Origin of the sequence: Streptomyces sp. (genome assembly GCF_019510245.1) — a bacterium.
GTDB lineage: Bacteria > Actinomycetota > Actinomycetes > Streptomycetales > Streptomycetaceae > Streptomyces.
The window spans coordinates 1-17,492 of sequence record NZ_JAEKKT010000189.1 but is presented as its reverse complement, the minus strand read 5'-3'; the positions used below and the strand labels follow the sequence as shown (position 1 = coordinate 17,492).

Annotated in this window: 14 protein-coding genes and 1 pseudogene; 10 read left to right on the top strand and 5 right to left on the bottom strand. The window is 70.9% G+C overall.

All coding sequences use genetic code 11. The annotated features are described in order from the left end of the window. Nucleotides 1–125 precede the first annotated feature (125 nt). Complete coding sequence (locus JF597_RS38265) at nucleotides 126–1,184, top strand: hypothetical protein (protein ID WP_294006936.1); 1,059 nt, start codon at nucleotides 126–128, stop codon at nucleotides 1,182–1,184. A gap of 9 nt (nucleotides 1,185–1,193) precedes the next feature. On the opposite strand, the gene JF597_RS38260 is transcribed toward JF597_RS38265, so the two are convergent. Both JF597_RS38260 and clpB read right to left on the bottom strand, forming a co-directional pair. Beyond that, nucleotides 1,194–1,724, bottom strand: coding sequence for a YbjN domain-containing protein (locus JF597_RS38260; protein WP_294006887.1), 531 nt, complete (start codon nucleotides 1,722–1,724; stop codon nucleotides 1,194–1,196). Nucleotides 1,725–1,826: 102 nt separating this feature from the next. Beyond that, nucleotides 1,827–4,460, bottom strand: a complete 2,634-nt coding sequence (gene clpB / locus JF597_RS38255; protein ID WP_294006884.1) for an ATP-dependent chaperone ClpB — start codon at nucleotides 4,458–4,460, stop codon at nucleotides 1,827–1,829. Nucleotides 4,461–4,573: 113 nt separating this feature from the next. Here clpB and JF597_RS38250 point away from each other — a divergent pair, with 113 nt between their 5' ends. After that, nucleotides 4,574–4,987 (top strand): pyridoxamine 5'-phosphate oxidase family protein, encoded by a 414-nt coding sequence (locus JF597_RS38250; RefSeq protein WP_294006881.1) that lies wholly within the window; start codon nucleotides 4,574–4,576, stop codon nucleotides 4,985–4,987. A 189-nt stretch (nucleotides 4,988–5,176) separates the two neighbouring features. Here the strand turns inward: JF597_RS38250 and JF597_RS38245 are convergent, their stop codons facing one another. Then, nucleotides 5,177–5,473: a (2Fe-2S)-binding protein gene (locus JF597_RS38245; protein WP_167449907.1), complete on the bottom strand. Its 297-nt coding sequence runs from the start codon at nucleotides 5,471–5,473 to the stop codon at nucleotides 5,177–5,179. Nucleotides 5,474–5,805: 332 nt separating this feature from the next. Here JF597_RS38245 and JF597_RS38240 point away from each other — a divergent pair, with 332 nt between their 5' ends. From JF597_RS38240 to JF597_RS38230, 3 genes are read left to right on the top strand one after another with little or no spacing between them, the layout of a single operon-like run. Then, complete coding sequence (locus JF597_RS38240; protein WP_294006878.1) at nucleotides 5,806–6,837, top strand: helix-turn-helix transcriptional regulator; 1,032 nt, start codon at nucleotides 5,806–5,808, stop codon at nucleotides 6,835–6,837. Beyond that, nucleotides 6,834–7,835 carry a helix-turn-helix transcriptional regulator gene (locus tag JF597_RS38235; protein WP_294006875.1) on the top strand — a complete coding sequence of 334 codons (1,002 nt, stop codon included), beginning with the start codon at nucleotides 6,834–6,836 and terminating at the stop codon, nucleotides 7,833–7,835. Before JF597_RS38240 ends, JF597_RS38235 begins: the two co-directional genes overlap by 4 nt. After that, on the top strand, nucleotides 7,832–8,809 hold the full coding sequence (locus JF597_RS38230; protein WP_294006872.1) for a helix-turn-helix transcriptional regulator: 978 nt from the start codon (nucleotides 7,832–7,834) through the stop codon (nucleotides 8,807–8,809). The genes JF597_RS38235 and JF597_RS38230 overlap by 4 nt, the downstream gene beginning before the upstream one ends. Here JF597_RS38230 and JF597_RS38225 read toward each other — a convergent pair. Further along, nucleotides 8,772–9,848, bottom strand: a complete 1,077-nt coding sequence (locus JF597_RS38225; protein WP_294006869.1) for a helix-turn-helix transcriptional regulator — start codon at nucleotides 9,846–9,848, stop codon at nucleotides 8,772–8,774. The genes JF597_RS38230 and JF597_RS38225 overlap by 38 nt on opposite strands. 392 nt (nucleotides 9,849–10,240) lie before the next feature. Between JF597_RS38225 and JF597_RS38220 the strand changes: the two genes are divergently transcribed. The 3 genes from JF597_RS38220 to JF597_RS38210 all read left to right on the top strand — a co-directional run bounded on the left by JF597_RS38220 (nucleotide 10,241) and on the right by JF597_RS38210 (nucleotide 13,774). Continuing rightward, a complete protein-coding gene (locus tag JF597_RS38220; RefSeq protein ID WP_294006867.1) occupies nucleotides 10,241–11,782 on the top strand; it encodes a circularly permuted type 2 ATP-grasp protein in 1,542 nt (513 codons plus the stop codon). A gap of 215 nt (nucleotides 11,783–11,997) precedes the next feature. Beyond that, nucleotides 11,998–12,930 carry an alpha-E domain-containing protein gene (locus JF597_RS38215; RefSeq protein ID WP_294006864.1) on the top strand — a complete coding sequence of 311 codons (933 nt, stop codon included), beginning with the start codon at nucleotides 11,998–12,000 and terminating at the stop codon, nucleotides 12,928–12,930. A gap of 1 nt (nucleotide 12,931) precedes the next feature. Next, on the top strand, nucleotides 12,932–13,774 hold the full coding sequence (locus tag JF597_RS38210; RefSeq protein WP_294006862.1) for a transglutaminase family protein: 843 nt from the start codon (nucleotides 12,932–12,934) through the stop codon (nucleotides 13,772–13,774). Between the two features lie 138 nt (nucleotides 13,775–13,912). On the opposite strand, the gene JF597_RS38205 is transcribed toward JF597_RS38210, so the two are convergent. Then, nucleotides 13,913–15,022, bottom strand: coding sequence for a substrate-binding domain-containing protein (locus JF597_RS38205; RefSeq protein ID WP_294006859.1), 1,110 nt, complete (start codon nucleotides 15,020–15,022; stop codon nucleotides 13,913–13,915). 281 nt (nucleotides 15,023–15,303) lie between these two features. Between JF597_RS38205 and JF597_RS38200 the strand changes: the two genes are divergently transcribed. Both JF597_RS38200 and JF597_RS38195 read left to right on the top strand, forming a co-directional pair. Then, nucleotides 15,304–17,271, top strand: a complete 1,968-nt coding sequence (locus JF597_RS38200; RefSeq protein ID WP_294006932.1) for a PA14 domain-containing protein — start codon at nucleotides 15,304–15,306, stop codon at nucleotides 17,269–17,271. Between the two features lie 7 nt (nucleotides 17,272–17,278). Beyond that, nucleotides 17,279–17,492, top strand: a pseudogene (locus JF597_RS38195) (cellulose 1,4-beta-cellobiosidase); the annotation flags it as partial.

The following is a 17,492-nucleotide window of genomic DNA, read 5'->3' as shown; positions in this document are numbered from 1 at the left end:
ATGTGAGCCACGCCAGCACCACCGCCCTCGCCCCGCCCGTCGCGCAGCAGCCCGGCGCCCGGCTGTCCGTCGTCACCGCCGGCGGGGTCGCCGTGGGGCTGTTCGCGGCGGCGCGGCTCACCGGCATGGCCGTGCTGGCGCTGGCCGCCTGGGCGGGCGGCCGGCATCCGCTGACGCTGCTCGGGAGGTCGTGGGACGCGGCCTGGTACCTGGGGATCGCGGCACACGGCTACGGCCGCACCCTGTACTTCGGCCCCGGCATCGTCCACAGCGACCTGGCGTTCTTCCCGCTCTACCCGGCGCTGATCCGGACCCTGACGGCCGTGACCCCGCTCAGCGGGGCCGGCGCGGGGCTGCTGGTGTCGTGGACGGCGGCCGCCGTCGCCGCGGGCGGCATCTACGCGGTGGGCGCCCGGCTGCACGGCCGTGCGGTGGGCACCGCCCTGGTGCTGCTCTGGGGGCTGCTCCCGCACTCCGTGGTGCTGTCCATGGCGTACACGGAACCGGTCCTGACCGCCTTCGCCGCCTGGTCGCTGTACGCCGTCCTGGCCGGGAACTGGCTGTGGGCCGGCAGCCTGGCCGCCCTGGCCGGGCTGTCCCGCCCGAACGGCTTCGCGGTCGCGGTGGCCGTGCTGCTCGCCGCAGCCCGCGAGCTGCACCGCGCCCGCGGCCGGGTTGCCCACAGGCTGTGGACGGGCGCGGCGCTCGCCCCGCTGGGCTGGACCGCGTACGTCCTGTGGGTCGGCCGCCGCACCGGCGACGCGCTGGGCGGCTACTTCGGCGTACAGCGGCTGTGGGGCTCGCGCTTCGACTTCGGCCGGGGCTCGCTGGCCGTCGTCCGTACGCTGCTGCTGCGCGGCGACCGGTTCGTCTTCCCGATGGCGCTGGTGATCGTGGCGGCGGCGGTGGTCCTGTTCGCCCTGCTGGCACTGGACCGCGCCCCGTTCCCGGTGCTCGCCTACACCGCCGTGCTCCTGCTGATCGCGCTCGGCGGCTCGGGCTTCTTCGAGTCGAAGCCGCGCTTCCTGCTCCCGGCCTTCCCGCTGCTGCTCCCGCTGGCCCGGGCGCTGGTCCGCACGGCGAGAGCCCGGCCCTGGCACGCGACGGTGGTGGTCACGGCCCTGGCCGGGCTCTCGTTCGGCTACGGCACGTACCTCGTCGTGTACGCGCACACACCGCTCTAGGTCTGCTGCTTACTCGTCGCCGTCTTCCGGCTCTTCGGCCTCGTTGACGGCCTCCTCCAGGCCGAGCTGCTCGACGAGCCACTTGTCGAACTCGATCGCGGCCCGCACCCAGCTGACCGTCGACGAGACGAAGTGGTTGATGTCGACACCCGTGCCGATGAGCATCTGGGCCTCACCGATGAGACGGACGGTGCCGTCGTCGTGGGTGTGGGTGTAGACCTTGGGCCACAGCGTCCGACGGTTCCAGTCGTCGATGGACTCAAGGAGCTGCGGCTTCTCGTCGATCTTGTGGGGGCGGTCGTAGAACGTCCGCACCGAGAAGACTGCCTGCTCGTCCTCGCCGCGGAACATGAAATACGTGCGGAACTGCTCCCACGGCGCCGCGAGGTCGCCCTCGTCGTCGACGACGTACTTCAGCTCCATCTGGTCGAGGAGCTGCTTCACAAGATCCTGATCCGGGACGACGGGGCCCGCCGGTCCTTGGGGCTGCGGCTCGGGCTGGCCCCCGAAGTTCGGAATCGAGGACGGGTCGATGGTCACCGTGTTTTTCCCTTCATGCGGATTCCGCCATCCTCCCCCATCCGGGGAGGGGGGTGGCAACCCCCGCCCCGGCGGGTTCATCTCGCGTTGGCGGAATTCCGCTCAGAGCGTCTTTCCGGTCTCCTGACCGGCGTTTTCCACGGCCTCCTCCGCCGTCGCCGGTCCCACGATCAGCCCCTCCCCGAACGCGTCCACGCGGACCGTGTCGCCGTCCTTGACCTCGCCGGCCAGGATCTCCTTGGCCAGCCGGTCGCCGATGGCGGTCTGGACCAGGCGGCGCAGCGGGCGGGCGCCGTAGGCGGGGTCGTTGCCCTCCTCGGCGAGCCAGGCCAGGGCCTCGGGGGTGATCTCCAGGGCGAGCCGGCGGTCGGCGAGGCGCTTGGCGAGGCGGTCGATCTGGAGGCGGGCGATCCGGGCCAGTTCGTCCTTCTCCAGGGCCGAGAAGACCACCAGGTCGTCCAGGCGGTTCAGGAACTCCGGCTTGAAGGACCGCCGGACCGTCTCCAGTACCTGCTCCTTCTTCTCCTCCGGGCTGAGCGCCGGGTCGACCAGGTACTGGCTGCCCAGGTTGGACGTCAGCACCAGGATGGTGTTGCGGAAGTCGACCGTGCGGCCCTGGCCGTCGGTGAGGCGGCCGTCGTCCAGCACCTGGAGGAGGATGTCGAAGACCTCGGGGTGGGCCTTCTCCACCTCGTCCAGGAGGACCACGGTGTAGGGCCTGCGGCGGACCGCCTCGGTGAGCTGGCCGCCCTCCTCGTAGCCGACGTAGCCGGGCGGGGCGCCGACCAGCCGGGCCACGCTGTGCTTCTCGCTGTACTCCGACATGTCGATGCGGACCATCGCCCGCTCGTCGTCGAAGAGGAAGTCGGCGAGGGCCTTGGCGAGTTCGGTCTTGCCGACGCCGGTCGGGCCGAGGAAGAGGAAGGAGCCGGTGGGGCGGTCCGGGTCGGCGATCCCGGCGCGGGACCGTCGTACGGCGTCCGACACCGCTCGTACGGCCTCGGTCTGGCCGATCAGGCGACGGCCCAGCTCGTCCTCCATGCGGAGCAGCTTCTGGGTCTCGCCCTCCAGCAGGCGGCCGGCCGGGATGCCGGTCCAGGCGGCGACCACGTCGGCGATGTCGTCGGAACCGACCTCGTCCTTGACCATGGTGTCCTTGGCCGTCTCCTCCTCGGCCTCGGACGCGGCCTCCAGCTCCTTCTCCAGCTGCGGGATCTCGCCGTACAGCAGCTTGGAGGCGGTGTCGAAGTCGCCGTCGCGCTGGGCGCGTTCGGCGGTGCCACGCAGGGCGTCGAGCTTCTCCTTCAGCTCGCCGACCCGGTTCAGGGACTGCTTCTCGCGCTCCCAGCGGGCGTTGAGGCCGCGCAGGTCCTCCTCCTTGTCGGCGAGGTCGCGGCGCAGCTTCTCCAGACGCTCCCGTGAGGCCGGGTCGGTCTCCTTCTCCAGCGCCAGCTCCTCCATCTTCAACCGGTCCACGGAGCGCTGGAGTTCGTCGATCTCGACTGGGGACGAGTCGATCTCCATGCGGAGCCGGGAGGCCGCCTCGTCGACGAGGTCGATGGCCTTGTCGGGGAGGAAGCGGGAGGTGATGTAGCGGTCGGAGAGGGTCGCGGAGGCGACCAGCGCCGAGTCCGCGATCTGCACCTTGTGGTGGGCCTCGTAACGGCCCTTCAGGCCGCGCAGGATCGCGATGGTGTCCTCGACCGTCGGCTCGGCGACCAGTACCTGCTGGAAGCGGCGCTCCAGGGCCGGGTCCTTCTCGATGCGCTCGCGGTACTCGTCAAGGGTGGTGGCGCCGACCATGCGCAGTTCGCCGCGGGCCAGCATCGGCTTGAGCATGTTGCCCGCGTCCATGGCGGAGTCGCCGCCGGCGCCCGCGCCGACGACCGTGTGCAGCTCGTCGATGAAGGTGATGATCTGCCCGTCGGAGTCCTTGATCTCGGCGAGGACGGTCTTCAGCCGCTCCTCGAACTCGCCGCGGTACTTGGCGCCGGCGACCATGGCCCCCAGGTCCAGCGAGACCAGCCGCTTGTCCTTCAGCGACTCGGGGACGTCGCCCTTCACGATCCGCTGCGCGAGCCCCTCGACGACGGCGGTCTTGCCGACGCCGGGCTCGCCGATGAGGACGGGGTTGTTCTTGGTACGGCGGGAGAGGACCTGCACGACCCGGCGGATCTCCTGGTCGCGGCCGATCACGGGGTCGAGCTTGCCGTCCCGGGCCGCGGCGGTGAAGTCGGTGCCGAACTTCTCCAGCGCCTTGTACTGGCCCTCGGGGTCGGCGGTGGTCACCCGGCGGCCGCCGCGCGCCTTCTGGAAGGCCTCGGCCAGCTTCTTCGCGGACGCGCCCTGCCGGTCGAGCACCTCGCCGGCCGCGCCGCCCTTCGCGGCGATGCCGATGAGCAGGTGCTCGGTGGAGAGGTAGTCGTCGCCGAGGTCCTTGGCGCGTTCACCGGCGTCGGCGATGACCGCGAGCAGGTCGCGGTTGGGCTGCGGGGGCGCGACCGTGGAACCGGTCACGCTGGGCAGCGCGGCCAGCACGCGCTCGGCGCCCTGGCGTACGGCGGCCTGGTCGGCGTCGACCGCCGAGAGCAGGTCGGTGATGTTCTCGTTGTCCTGCCCCGCCAGCAGAGCCAGCAGCAGGTGGGCAGGGGTGAGGTCCGCGTGTCCCTCGGTCACGGCCCGGTTGCTGGCCGCGTTGATCGCGTCCCGGCTCCTGTTGGTCAGCTCGGCGTCCACGTTCGCGTTCTCCTCCTCGGCGTCGTACGGCTGACTCAGCCAACGTACACAAAGTTGAGTCTATTCCACTCAAGGTGCGAGCGGGAGCCCTTCCCGGGACTACCTTCCGGACCATGAGTACCTACCGTGTGGACCCCGCGGCCCCGGACGAGGTGTACCTGCGCTTCTGGGCGGAACGCCACCTGTGCACCCTCACGACCCTGCGGCCCGACGGCAGCCCGCACGTCGTGCCGGTCGGGGTGACCTACGACCCGGAGGCCGGCCTCGCCCGGGTGATCACCAACAGGACGAGCGCGAAGGTCTCCCACGTGCTGGCGGCGGGGCCGGACGGGGCGCGGGTGGCGGTGTGCCAGGTGGCGGGGCGGCGGTGGGCGACGCTGGAGGGCCGGGCGTCCGTCAGGACCGAGCCCGCGCGGGTCGCGGAGGCGGAGCGCCGGTACGCCGAGCGGTACGGGAGGACGCCCGCGGAGAACCCGTCGCGGGTGGTGATCGAGATCGCGGTGGAGCGGGCGCTGGGGCGGGGCTGAGGGACGGAAACGGGGCAGGGCGGTCGCCCCGTTCCGGCGGCTGGTTTCAGCCACCATGGGGCACAGCCGAAAACGGCCGATGAACCGAAATGTCGCCTGAAAACTGCAGCGGCGTCACCGTGTTCAGGTCACGGTGACGCCGCTGCGGGGGGAAGCACCTGAGCGATCTTTTACGACGGGGGAATCGCGTCAGGCACTGCGGGGGGTGGCCGAGATGGTCCTCACGTCCGGGACGTCCGGCTCAGCCAGCCGGTGGTCCCGTTGGTCCAGGTTCACAAAGATCATTCCGTACCGGATCGCGCACCGCACGGGCTGCGGCGCACCCCGGGGCTTGCGCAGGCACCGGTACGCCCGTACGTCCTCGTCCTCGTCCCGCGTGACGACGACCGGCTCACCGAAGACGGTCACCATCAACGAGTCACCGGAGTGGGGGATCGCGGTGACGAGGTCGATGAAGTGCCAGCCCGAGCGGTAGGCCGTGGCCATTTCCCTACGGAAGGAGCGGTCGTCGGGTGGGGTGGTCACCGTCAGCTCCCCTCCACGTCTCCGCCGGCCGGCGACGCACTGTCGGCAGTGGAGATGGCGGCGGCCACTGCGGGCCATGCAGTGTCCGCACGAGTATCGCTCTTCCCGCCGGACTGGCCACTCAGCACTCCGAGGGCCACAACGGCGGAGAAGGCAGCGACAAGTACCGAGCGAAGCATTCTCTTACGCATAGTCGGCTTCGTCCTCACTTGAAGGTCCCTCTTCCCCGTTGGATAAGACGATGGCTCATTCAGGCACGTCATGACCACACAATCGGTGCATCATGTTCCTGCATGTTCAGGACCCTGGGGGGTGGAGATTTGACAACAAATCAGACAAAGGCGGCACATCCCCATGCGGTGACCAACCTTTGTGAGGAAGGGGGACGACTCTACGCAGCCGCGCTGCGCACAGGACGAATAGCCCGCCGGGACGCGGAGGAAGCTCCGTGCTTGATGGAGTTCGCCCTGCTTCACCCCGACCCGGACAGCCCGGACTGGCTACGTCCCACACCTCCCGGCGTCGCCCTGGCCCAGTGGCTCAATCCCATCGAGCAGGAGATCAACGAGCGCAGGCGGCTGTCGATCAGCCTCGCGGACGCCTTCGAGCCGTTCATGGCCCTCAGCGCCCAGACCACCACACACACCGACTCGATCACCGTGCTGGAGGGGGGCGCCCGGATCAACGCCGCCCTCAACCTCGCGACCGCCCAGTGCCAGTCCGAGGTACTGGCCATCCAGCCCAGCGGCAACCGCCCGGAACACAGCCTGATCCAGGGCCTCGAACGGGACCGGCCCCTCATCGAACGTGGTGTGCGGATCCGCACCCTCTACCAGCACACGGCTCGCTACAGCCCCGAGAAGCTCGCCTACACGGCCCAGCTCTCCAACGGCAAGGCGGAGTACCGCACCATCGACGAACTGGTCGAGCGGCTGATCATCTGCGACGAGAGCGTCGCCTTCATACCCGCCCGCGACGACCAGCAGGTCGCCCTGGAGCTGCGCCACCCCGGCCTGGTCCGCTACCTGATCAAACTCTTCGAGTTCCTGTGGGACCGCGCCGTGCCACTCAGCACCGGCGCGCCCTACGACACCGCTCCGGACGGCATCACGGAGATCCAGCACTCCATCGCCAAGCTCCTGGTCGAGGGCCACGTCGACGAAGCCATCGCCCGCCGCCTGGGCATGAACGTGCGCACCTGCCGGGCCCACATCGCCAAGCTGGCCCAGACGCTCGGCAGCGGCAGCCGTGCGCAGCTCGGCTACCTGATCGCCCAGTCCGGGATCCTGGACCAGAAGCTCCCCGGGGCGGACGGGATCCGGTGACCCGGGCCCCACACGCCGAGCACGGCCTGCAGGACCTGTGCACCGCGGGGACGAGACTGTACGAACGCGCCCTGGACCAGGGGCACATCCGCGCCCCGGACGCCGCCGAGGCCCCCTGCCTCGTCGCACTCGGCCTGCTGCACCCGGCGCCGGCCGACCCCGGCCGGCTGGAGCCCGTGGCCCCGGCCGTCGCCCTCGACCGGCTGCTGCGCGGCCCCCGCGTCCGCATCGCCGGTGAGTGGCGGCGGCAGGAGCTGCTGGCGGAGCTCTTCGCACCGCTGATGCGCCTCGCACCCGGCAGTGGCACGGTGCCGGCCTCCACCCCGGCGCTGCGGCTGCTCAGCGGCACCCGGCGGATCAACCAGGCCATCGCCGAGGCGATGGCACAGGCCCGGGAGGAGATCCTCTGCATCCAGCCGCACGCCGGCATGGTCGGCGAGCGCGGCACCGCCGCGGAATCCGTCGCCTACGAACGCGACAAGTCGTTCCTCGACCGTGGCGGCCGGGTCCGCACGCTCTACCAGAACACCCTGTTCCACGTGCAGACGGTCTACACCTACGCCGAGTCCCTGAAGGGCGACAACGTGGCCCGCGGCCTCGACGAGGTGCCCGACCGGCTGATCGTCGTCGACCGCTCCGTCGCCTTCCTCCCCGCCGACGACGACGGCAGCACCGCCCTCGAAGTCCGCCACCCCGCACTCGTCGGCTACTTCGCCACCGCCTTCGCCCGCCTCTGGCACCTGGCCACCCCGATGTTCCCCAAAGCCGAGCACCGCCCCTCCGTCAACGGCGTCACCCCCCGCCAGCAGGCCATCGCCGCCCTCCTCGTCGAGGGCCACACCGACGCCGTCATCGCCGCCCGCCTGGGCATGAACATCCGCACCGCCCGCGTCCACATCGCCAAGCTCGCCGCCACCCTGGGCAGTGAGAGCCGCGCCCAGCTCGGCTACCTCATCGGGGAGTCCGGGATCCTCAAGGACCGCGAGGGCCGACCGTGACCCACTGCGAACACGGTGTCGACGAGCTCTGCCCGGCCGGCGCGAAGCTGTACGAACGCGCCCTGCGCACCGGGCACATCAGCGCGGGGGACGCCGCCGAGGCTCCCTGCCTCACCGACTTCGGCCTGCTCCACCCGGCCCTCGACGACCTGGGCCGGCTGGAGCCGGTGGCCCCCGCCGCGGCCCTGCACCGGCTGCTGCGCTCCTCCGCCGCCCGGATCGCCGACGAACGACGGCGCGAGGAGCGGCTCCTGGCACAGTTCGAACCGCTGCTGCGGGCCGGCGACCCGGCCCCGGCCGGCGAGACCCCCACGCTCCGCCTGCACAGCGGCACCAAGCCCATCAACCAGGCCATCACCGACGCCATGACCGAGGCGGCCCGTGAGGTGCTCTGCATCCAGTCGCACGCCGGGCTGACCGGCCCCCGTGCCCGCGCCGCCGTCGCGGCCGCCCGCGAGCGCGACCAGGCGATCCTCGACCGCGGCGCCCGCATCCGCGCCCTCTACCAGCACACCCTGCGCCATGTCCCGGCCGTGTACGGCGGCTTCGAGCGGCTGCGGGGCGACATCGAGGTGCGCGGCCTCGACGAGACCCCGGACCGGCTGATCGTCGTCGACCGGACCGTCGCCTTCGTGCCCGCCGCCGCCGACGGCACCCTGGCCCTGGAGGCCCGTCACCCGGCGCTGATCACCTACTTCGTCACGACCTTCGACCGCCTCTGGCGCCTGGCCAGCCCCCTCTACCCGATCCTTGAGCAACGCCCCACCGTCAACGGCATCACCCCCCGCCAGCAGGCCATCGCCGCCCTCCTCGTGGAGGGGCACACGGACGCCGTCGTCGCGGAACGCCTCGGCATGAACATCCGCACCGCCCGCGTCCACATCGCCAAACTGGCCGCCACCCTGGGCAGCGAGAGCCGCGCCCAGCTCGGCTACCTCATCTCACGCTCGGGGATCCTTGATCAGGAAGGCTGACCGTCTCCGAGGCCGCGCCGGGGGCCGTGTCGGGGGCCGCGCCCGTGCCGCCCGGCGGCCGGTCCAGCCCGACCTGCGCTATGCGCACGCCCAGCTGGGTCCGGCTGGCCGCGCCGAGGGTCTCGGAGAGGCGGGCGATGTGGGCCCGGCAGGTGCGCACGCTGATGCCGAGGCGCTCGGCGATCACCGCGTCCTGGTGGCCCTCCGCGAGCAGCGCCGCGATGGACTGCTCCCGGTGCGAGATGCCCTCGATGCCGGTGTCGGGGAGCGGGGCGGTGAGCGGGATCGCGAGGCGCCAGAGGCGCTCGAAGACCGTGACGAAGTACTCGACGAGGGCGGGGTGGCGCAGCTCCAGGGCCATCGTGCGGTCGGAGTTGGCGGGGATGAAGGCCACCGTGCGGTCGAAGAGGATGAGGCGGTCGATGACCTCGTCGAGCGTGCGGGCCTCGACCGCGTCGCCCATCAGCTCCAGGTAGTTGAGCAGGCCCTGGCCGTGCCGGGCGACGTGCGTGTAGAGGTCGCGCATCCGCACGCCCCGCCCGCGCAGGGCGACCGCCCGGTGCAGCCCCTCGGTCAGCTCCGACTCGCGCCGGATGCCGCCGGGCTGCACGGTCAGCACCTGCTCCGTGCAGGCCTCCGTCGCCTCGTCCATGGCCGCCTGGATCCGGGACAGCCCGTCGAGCACCCGGATGGCCGACGTGCCCTCCGCGGAGGCCGACACGGCCTGCAACTGCCGTCCCAGACCGGCGTACCACTCGAACGCCTCGACCGCCGACCCCACCCGCCGCTGACTGTCCGTCACCTCGTCGTACACCCCGCGCAGCAGCCGGGTCATGACCTCCTGCGGCGCGGTCGGCACCAGCCAGTCCATGTCATCGGGGTCGGGGTGCAGCAGCGCCAGGTCGAGCAGGCAGGGCACCGTGTCGGCGTCCGTGCGCGGCACCCGGCCCCGGCGCACGGCGCGGGAGTACACGCGGTCCCCGACGGCGCACAGCCGGTCGGCACCGTGTGGATGATCCTCCGTCCCGTGCCCGGCCATCGACCATTCCACCCCCGGTTTGCTGCCTCTTCCGCAGCGCAACTATGAGCGGTCCGGACCGGGTCCGCAACACGGCTTCCCCCACCCGGGGCGCCGTAATGACCGGATGCGACCGGATATCGCACCGCCTCCGCCGGCCGCATTGCAACAAGATGACGGTGGTGGCGGCGGGGTGGGCGCGGCATCGTGGAGCCGCTTCCCACGGGCGTCGCCGACGCCCGGCGGGGCCCCGGGCCATCCTCCCCCGATCGGCTCGGAGCCCCGTGCAACGCACCCACGGGGGAGGTGCGTTGCAGGGAGGGCCGCTCGCGGGCGCGTGGCGTGGCGGTCCCGGCGAATCCCCGAAATCCGCCAGTGATCGCCGCGTTACGTGCCCGCTCTAACGTCCCTCCATGGCGGACATATTCGACGCGTACGCGTTGGCCGACGCGTGGGACGAGATGTTTGAGCGGCCGGGTGAGGTCAGGACCGCCTATGAGCCGGTACTGGCTGCGCTCCAGCCGATCGAACCGAGTGAACTGCGGTTCCGGGCCGACCAGATGGCCCGGGCCTTCACCGACCGGGGGGTGACCTACGCCTTCGCGGGCGAGGAGCGGCCGTGGCCGCTCGACCTGGTGCCGAGGATCCTCGACGCCCTGGAATGGGATCTCGTACGAAGAGGCGTGGCCCAGCGGGTCCGGGCACTGGAGGCCTATCTGGCCGACGCCTACGGACCCGCGCGGGCCTTCGAGGACGGGGTGGTGCCCTGGCGGCTGCTGCTGGGCTCGCCGCACTTCCACCGGGCGGCGCACGCGGTGGAGCCGCCCGGCGGGGTGCGCATCCACGTGGCCGGAATCGACCTGGTCCGGGACGAGGCGGGGGCCTTCCGCGTCCTCGAGGACAACGTGCGGGTGCCGAGCGGGGTGTCGTACGTCATCGAGAACCGGCGGGCGATGACCCGGATCTTCCCCTCCCTCTTCGCCGAGCAGCACGTGCTCCCGGTGGACGGGTACCCGGGACGGCTGCTCGCCGCCCTCCGGGCCGCCGCGCCGGGCGGGGCGGCGAGCGATCCCCGGGTCGTCGTCCTCACCCCCGGTCCCAGCAACGCGGCCTACTTCGAACACGCCCTGCTGGCCCGGCTGATGGGCGTGCAGCTGGTGGAGGGGCACGACCTGGTGTGCCGGAGCAACCGGGTGTGGATGCGGACGACCCGCGGCGAGGTGCCCGTGCACGTCGTGTACCGGCGCCTCGACGACGACTTCCTCGACCCGCTGCACTTCCGCCCCGACTCGGTGATCGGCTGCCCCGGCATCCTGAACGCCGCCATCGCGGGAAACGTCACACTCGCGAACGCCGTGGGCAACGGCATCGCGGACGACAAACTCCTCTACACCTACGTCCCGGACCTGATCCGCTACTACCTCGGCGAGGAACCCGTCCTCCCCAACGTGGAGTCCTACCGGCCCGACGAACCAGGGCAGTTGGCGGCCGTCCTCGACCAGCTCGACCAGCTGGTCGTGAAGCCCGTCGACGGGGCGGGCGGACAGGGCATCGTGATCGGCCCGAAGGCCGACAGGGAGACCCTGGAACGCACTCGCAAAGCCGTCGCCGCCGATCCGCGCGGCTTCATCGCGCAGCGCCCGGTCGCCCTGTCCACCTCGCCCACCCTCTCGGGTGAACGGATGGCTCCGCGCCACATTGACCTGCGGCCGTTCGCCGTGAACGACGGCGACGGCATCTGGGTGCTGCCCGGCGGCCTCACCCGGGTCGCCCTCCAGGAGGGCAACCTGATCGTCAACTCCAGCCAGGGCGGCGGCTCCAAGGACACCTGGGTGCTCGCCGAGGGCCCGGCGGAGCGACCGGCAGCACCGACAGCGGCACAGCCCGACGTCGCCCCGCGACAGCTCGGCCCCACCAGCACCCCCAGCGTCGTGCAAGAGGGGGCGCAGCAATGAAGGAGCGCAGCAGCATTGAACCCTCCCTCTCTTGGACGAGAGGGATTCCTGGCTCACACCGCTCGGCCGCTCAGCGAACGGTCGAGTCTTACGCGATCAGCACCAGCCGGGTTGGAACCAGCCCGGTTTCCCCAAGGAATGGAGGTTGTTGTGCTGGCTCGGTTCTCGCTCAGCACGTGTCAACCGTACCAGCCGATGTGTGACCTGGGGGCTCGATGAACGACGTGATCCTCTCCCGTATCGCCGAGTCGCTGACCTGGACCGGACGGTACGTCGAACGGGCCGACGCCACCGGCCGCATCCTCGACGCCTATCTGCACCGGCTGCTGGAGGACCCCTGGCGCGACGAGGACGCCGCCTGCCGGTCGCTGTACGCGATCCTCGGCGTGGACGTCGGCGCGGAACGGGTCGACATGCAGCAGGTCCTGGACCAGCTCGCCTTCGACGCCCGCTCCACCTGTGCCATCGAGGGCGCTCTCGGCGCCGCCCGGCTGAACGCGCGCAGTGCCCGCGAGGCCGTCTCCTCGGAGATGTGGGAGTGCCTCAACTCCACCTGGCACGCGCTCGGCGACCGGCGCCGCGCGGCCCGCCGCACCGGCCCCTACGCCTACCTGGAGCTGGTCCGCAGCCGGGCCGCGCTCTTCTTCGGGCTGGCCGACTCGACCATGAGCCGGGACGACAGCTGGCGGTTCGTCGTCCTCGGGCGGAGCCTGGAGCGGGTGGACATGACGGTACGGCTGCTCTCCGTGCGCGTGCTGGACGCGGCGCACGCGCCGGACTGGCCGACGCTGCTCAGCGCCAGCGGCGCCGACGAGGCGTACGCACGCGTGCACAGCGGCTTCGGGGACACCCCGCGAGTCGCCGAGTTCCTGCTCCTGGACCGGGACTTCCCGCGCTCGGCGCTGCACGCGCTGACCACGGCGGAGGAGTGCCTGGCCGCGCTCGGCCGGCCCCGCCAGGACCCGGCCCGCTCCCCGATCGGCCGGGCCCGCACCCGCCTCGAATACCTGGACACCGCGTCCCTGGAGGAGCAGCTGCCGGTCCTGCTGCGCGACCTCCAGCAGGCCTGCATGGCGTCCGCCGACGCGGTCGCGGAGCGGTTCTTCCCGTACCAGGGGCCCGTGCAGTGGGCCCAGGAAGGAGCCTGAGATGGCTCGTCGTCTGCGGATCCGGCACACCACCCGGGTCTCCTACGCGCAGCCCGCGGCCTCCTCGCACAACGAGGTGCGGATGACCCCGCTGACCCTGCCGGGGCAGACCACGCTGGACGCGCGGGTCACGGTGCGGCCGGCGACCGCCGTCTGGTCGTACTGGGACTACTGGGGCACCCAGGTCACCGGCTTCGACCTGCTGGAGCCGCACGAGGACCTGACGATCACCGCGTCCAGCCTGGTGGAGACGGCGGCGCCGGGCCCGCTGCCGGCCGCACCGGAGTGGGCGGAGCTGGCCGGACGGGCGGCGGGGTCACGGCTGCTGGAGTTCGTGAACCCGACGGGACGGACGACGGTGCCGAAGAAGCTGGTGCGGAAGGCACGGGGCGCCGCGGAGGGGCTGGGCCCGCACGAGGCCGCGGCGGCCGTCTCCGGGATGGTCGCCGACCGGGTGGCGTACCTCCCGGGGACGACCGGCGTGAACACCTCCCCCGCGGAGGCGTGGGCGCAGCGGGCGGGTGTCTGCCAGGACATCACCCACCTCACCATCGCCCTGCTGCGGGGGCTGGGGCTGCCGGCCCGGTACGTCTCCGGGTACCTGCACCCGGAGCGGGAGGCCGAGCTGAACCGGCCCGTCGCCGGGCAGAGCCATGCGTGGATCGAGTACTGGGCCGGTGACTGGTGCGGGTACGACCCGACGAACCGGGTGCGGGCCGGGGAGGACCACGTGGTGGTGGGGCGGGGGCGGGACTACGACGACGTCACGCCGCACAAGGGGATCTACCGGGGGGTGCCGGCAGGGGCGCCGGAGGTGACGGTGGAGTTCACGAGGGTCGCGTAGTCACCTGCGGGTGCCTGGGGGCTGGTCGCGCGGTCGCCCGCGGCCCGGTGGGGGCTGGTCGCGCAGTTCCTCCCCCAGCCGAAGGCTGGGGGAGGCACCCTGTCGGCGCCGGTCAGCGTCCCCACCCGTGCCCCAGGGCTACTTGAGCCCCGCCTCCGCGCAAGCGGTCTTGTACGCGGCCGTGCAGATCTGCGAGATCTTGTAGATGCCGTCCGCGACGACGGTGTCCTTGATCTTGCTCTTGGTCACGGCGCTGACCTGCACCAGCTGGGACGGGATGTCCTTGGTGGTCGGGCTGTCGACGGTGTCCTGGGTGAGCGCGTCGAACTGGATGTCCTTGCCCTGGACCTTGTAGACGGCCATCTGGGCGGCGGCCTCGGCCTCGTCGGGGTACGGCTTGTAGACCGTCATGTACTGCTCACCGGTGAGGATCCGCTGGATGGCGTCGAGGTCCGCGTCCTGGCCGGTGATCGGAGGCATGGTGGTGACGCCCGCCGCCTTGAGGGCCTTGACGACGCCGCCCGCCATCGCGTCGTTGGCGGAGTAGACCGCGGCGACGTTGTCCTTGCCGAGCAGGTCGACCGCCTTGGTGACCTCCTGCTCGGCGATGTCCGGGTTCCAGTCCTTGGTGTCGTACGAGTAGCCCGCGGTCGTCACCTTGCCGTTCAGCTCGGACATGGCGCCCGTCTTGAACTGCTTGGCGTTGGGGTCGGTCGGCGACCCGTTGATCATGATGACCTTGTCGGAGGTGTCGACGTTGCTGCCGAGGGCCTCCAGGAGGGTACGGGCCTGGACCTCGCCCACCAGCTCGTTGTCGAAGGAGACGTAGGCGTCGATCGGGCCCTCGGCGAGGCGGTCGTAGGCGATGACCGGGATACCCGCGGCCTTGGCCTTCTTCACGGCGCCCGCGATGGCGTGCGCGTCGACGGCGTCCAGGATGATCACGTCGACCTTGTCGTCGATCATCTTCTGCATCTGCGTCGCCTGCGTGGAGGCGGACGACGCGGCGTTCTGGTAGTCGACCTTGCCCTGCTTGTTGGTGAGCTCGGCGACCTTCGCCGCCATGATCGGCTCGTCGAAGTTGGAGTACCGGGTGTTGATCTTGTCCGGCATCAGCACGCCCACCGTGATGTCGTTGCCCTTCGTCGGGGTCGCGGACGTCGACGATCCTGTCGCGTTGAGCACGCCGCAGCCGGCAAGCGAAAGGGTCATCGTGGACGCGGCCACAAACATGGCTATACGACGCATACGGGGGCTCACTTCAGGTGCGTTCCGGACGTGGGCTGCTTTGCGACCCAGATGTCTGAAAAGCCAACGCGCACGCCACACCCGACGTCAAGCGGAACTACTTAACGAGTGCGCAACACCACGCTCCGCTGCAACTGTGAAGGCTCAGCGGAATCACCTCCAAACACCCTTTACGGACCCTCCATCCAAAGGGAGTTCATGGGTAGGCAAAGATCAGTACAACCAAGTCGTTTCCTCATGAGTCGACATCGGCGACGGCCGTCCCCCGCCGTGTCGATCCGATCAGAGGAACGACCGCTTCGGCGGCCACGACCTGCACCTCCCCCGTCTTCAAGCGGCAGTTCTTCACGAACACCACCTTCAAGGGCACCCCGAAGAAGACGGACTGCGACTCCACGATCAGCGAGAGCTGGAGCGGCGCCCCCGCGTCCGGGCTGCCCAAGGACAACTTCGGCGTCCGCTGGAGCGTCACCCGCGACTTCGGCTCCGGCGGACCCTTCGCCCTCACCGCCTCCGGCCTCGACGGCATCCGGGTCCACCTCGACGGCAGCCGCAAGGTCGACCTGTGGAAGAACACCACCAAGACGGTGGCCAAGACCGTCAACGTCACCGTCCCCAAGGGCAAGCACACCCTGCGGATCGACTACGTCAACTGGACCGGCGCCGCCAAGGTCAAGTTCACCTACACACCCCGCACCTCCGCCACCGTCGACAAGGTCAAGCCCCTCGCGCCGACCGGCGCCTCGGCCGACTACATCCCCGACGGGGAGACGGCGTACGCCGAACTCACCTGGTCCGCCAACAAGGAGATGGACCTCGCCGGATACCGCGTCTACCGGCGGCTGCAGGGGTCCGGCAGCTGGACCCGGGTGGCCACCACCACGCCCGCCCGGCGCACCGCGGGCGACCAGCCGCCGCCCACCGGGCAGTCGTACTACTACGAAGTACGCGCCTACGACAAAGCAGGCAACGAGTCGGCAGGTTCCGCCGACCAGCTGGTCACCTCCTACGACTGGACCGCTCCCGCCGCCCCGGTCCTCACCGCCACCGCCGTCGAGGCCTCCAACGACCTCTCCTGGACGGCTCCCGCGGACGCCGCGACCTACAAGGTCTTCCGCAAGTCGGCGTCGGAGACCTCGTACACCGAGCTCGCCGAGACCACCGGCACGAGCTACTCGGACACCAAGGCGTCCTACCGCTACGCCTACGACTACAGGGTCAGCGCCCTCGACGCGGCCGGGAACGCCCGCGCCTCCAACGTGGTGCGCAGCACCCGGTCGATCCTGCCGCCGCAGAACGTGACGGCGACCGTGCCGCGCTACGGCGCGGTGTTCACGTGGACCGAGCCGGCGGGCGGCGACACCGCCGACTACGACGTCTACCGCTCCACGACCTCCCCGGTGGAGCTCACCTACACCAACCTCACCGACTGCCGCAGCCGCAAGAAGAGCACGGACGCGGCCGGCAACACGGTCCGCTCCTGTGTCGACTACGACGGCGACCAGGGCGCCACGTACCACTACGTGATGATCCGGCAGAACACCGCGGGCCGCTGGTCCACCGGCTCCGCCGACATGACCGTCACCCGGCCCGGCGACGAGGTCCCGCCGCCGCCCGTGACCCACCTGACGGCCGAGCCCCTGGAGTACGGCGTCAAGCTGGACTGGGACGACAGCACGGCGGCGGACATCGACCACTACGAGGTGTACGAGGACCCGGAGCACTACGAGCCCTCGTACATCGAGTCCGTCCCCGCCGGCAGCTCCGAGTACGTCGTCGGCCCGGACGTGGCGAACGGCGAGACGAAGACCTACATCGTCGTCCCGGTCGACATCTACGGGAACTCCGGTTCGTACGAGGACAGTCGGGACATCCCGAAATGGGGCGGACGCTACTCCGAGGTCACCGTCACCGAGCAGGACCTCACCCCGGCGGTGGCCCCCGAGAACACCGCGGACTGCTCGCTGACCACCTACACCACCCTCGGCGACGAGGGCGGCATGTACATCGACTGTGCGGACTCGGTGGCCACGGAGGCCGCCGGCATCAACGTGTACCGCTGGGACCCGGCGACGAGCACCTACGTGCGGGTGACGGACGTGCCGCTGGCCCCCACCGCCACCCACTACACCGATCCCACCGTCCCCCACGGCACGACCGTCTTCTACGTGCTCTCGGTCGTCGCTCCCGACGGCTCGGAGACCTTCAGCAACGTGGACGCCTGTGCGTCCCTGCCGAGCGGAGTCTGAGCCCTCGATGAGGACCACCCTGCAGGCGACGGCCGTGGTGCTGGCCACCACGGCCGGTCTCCTCACCACCGTCGCCGTGTCCACCGCTTCGGCGGCCACGACCTGCACCTCCCCCGTCTTCAAGCGGCAGTTCTTCACGAACACCACCTTCAAGGGCACCCCGAAGAAGACGGACTGCGACTCCACGATCAGCGAGAGCTGGAGCGGCGCCCCCGCGTCCG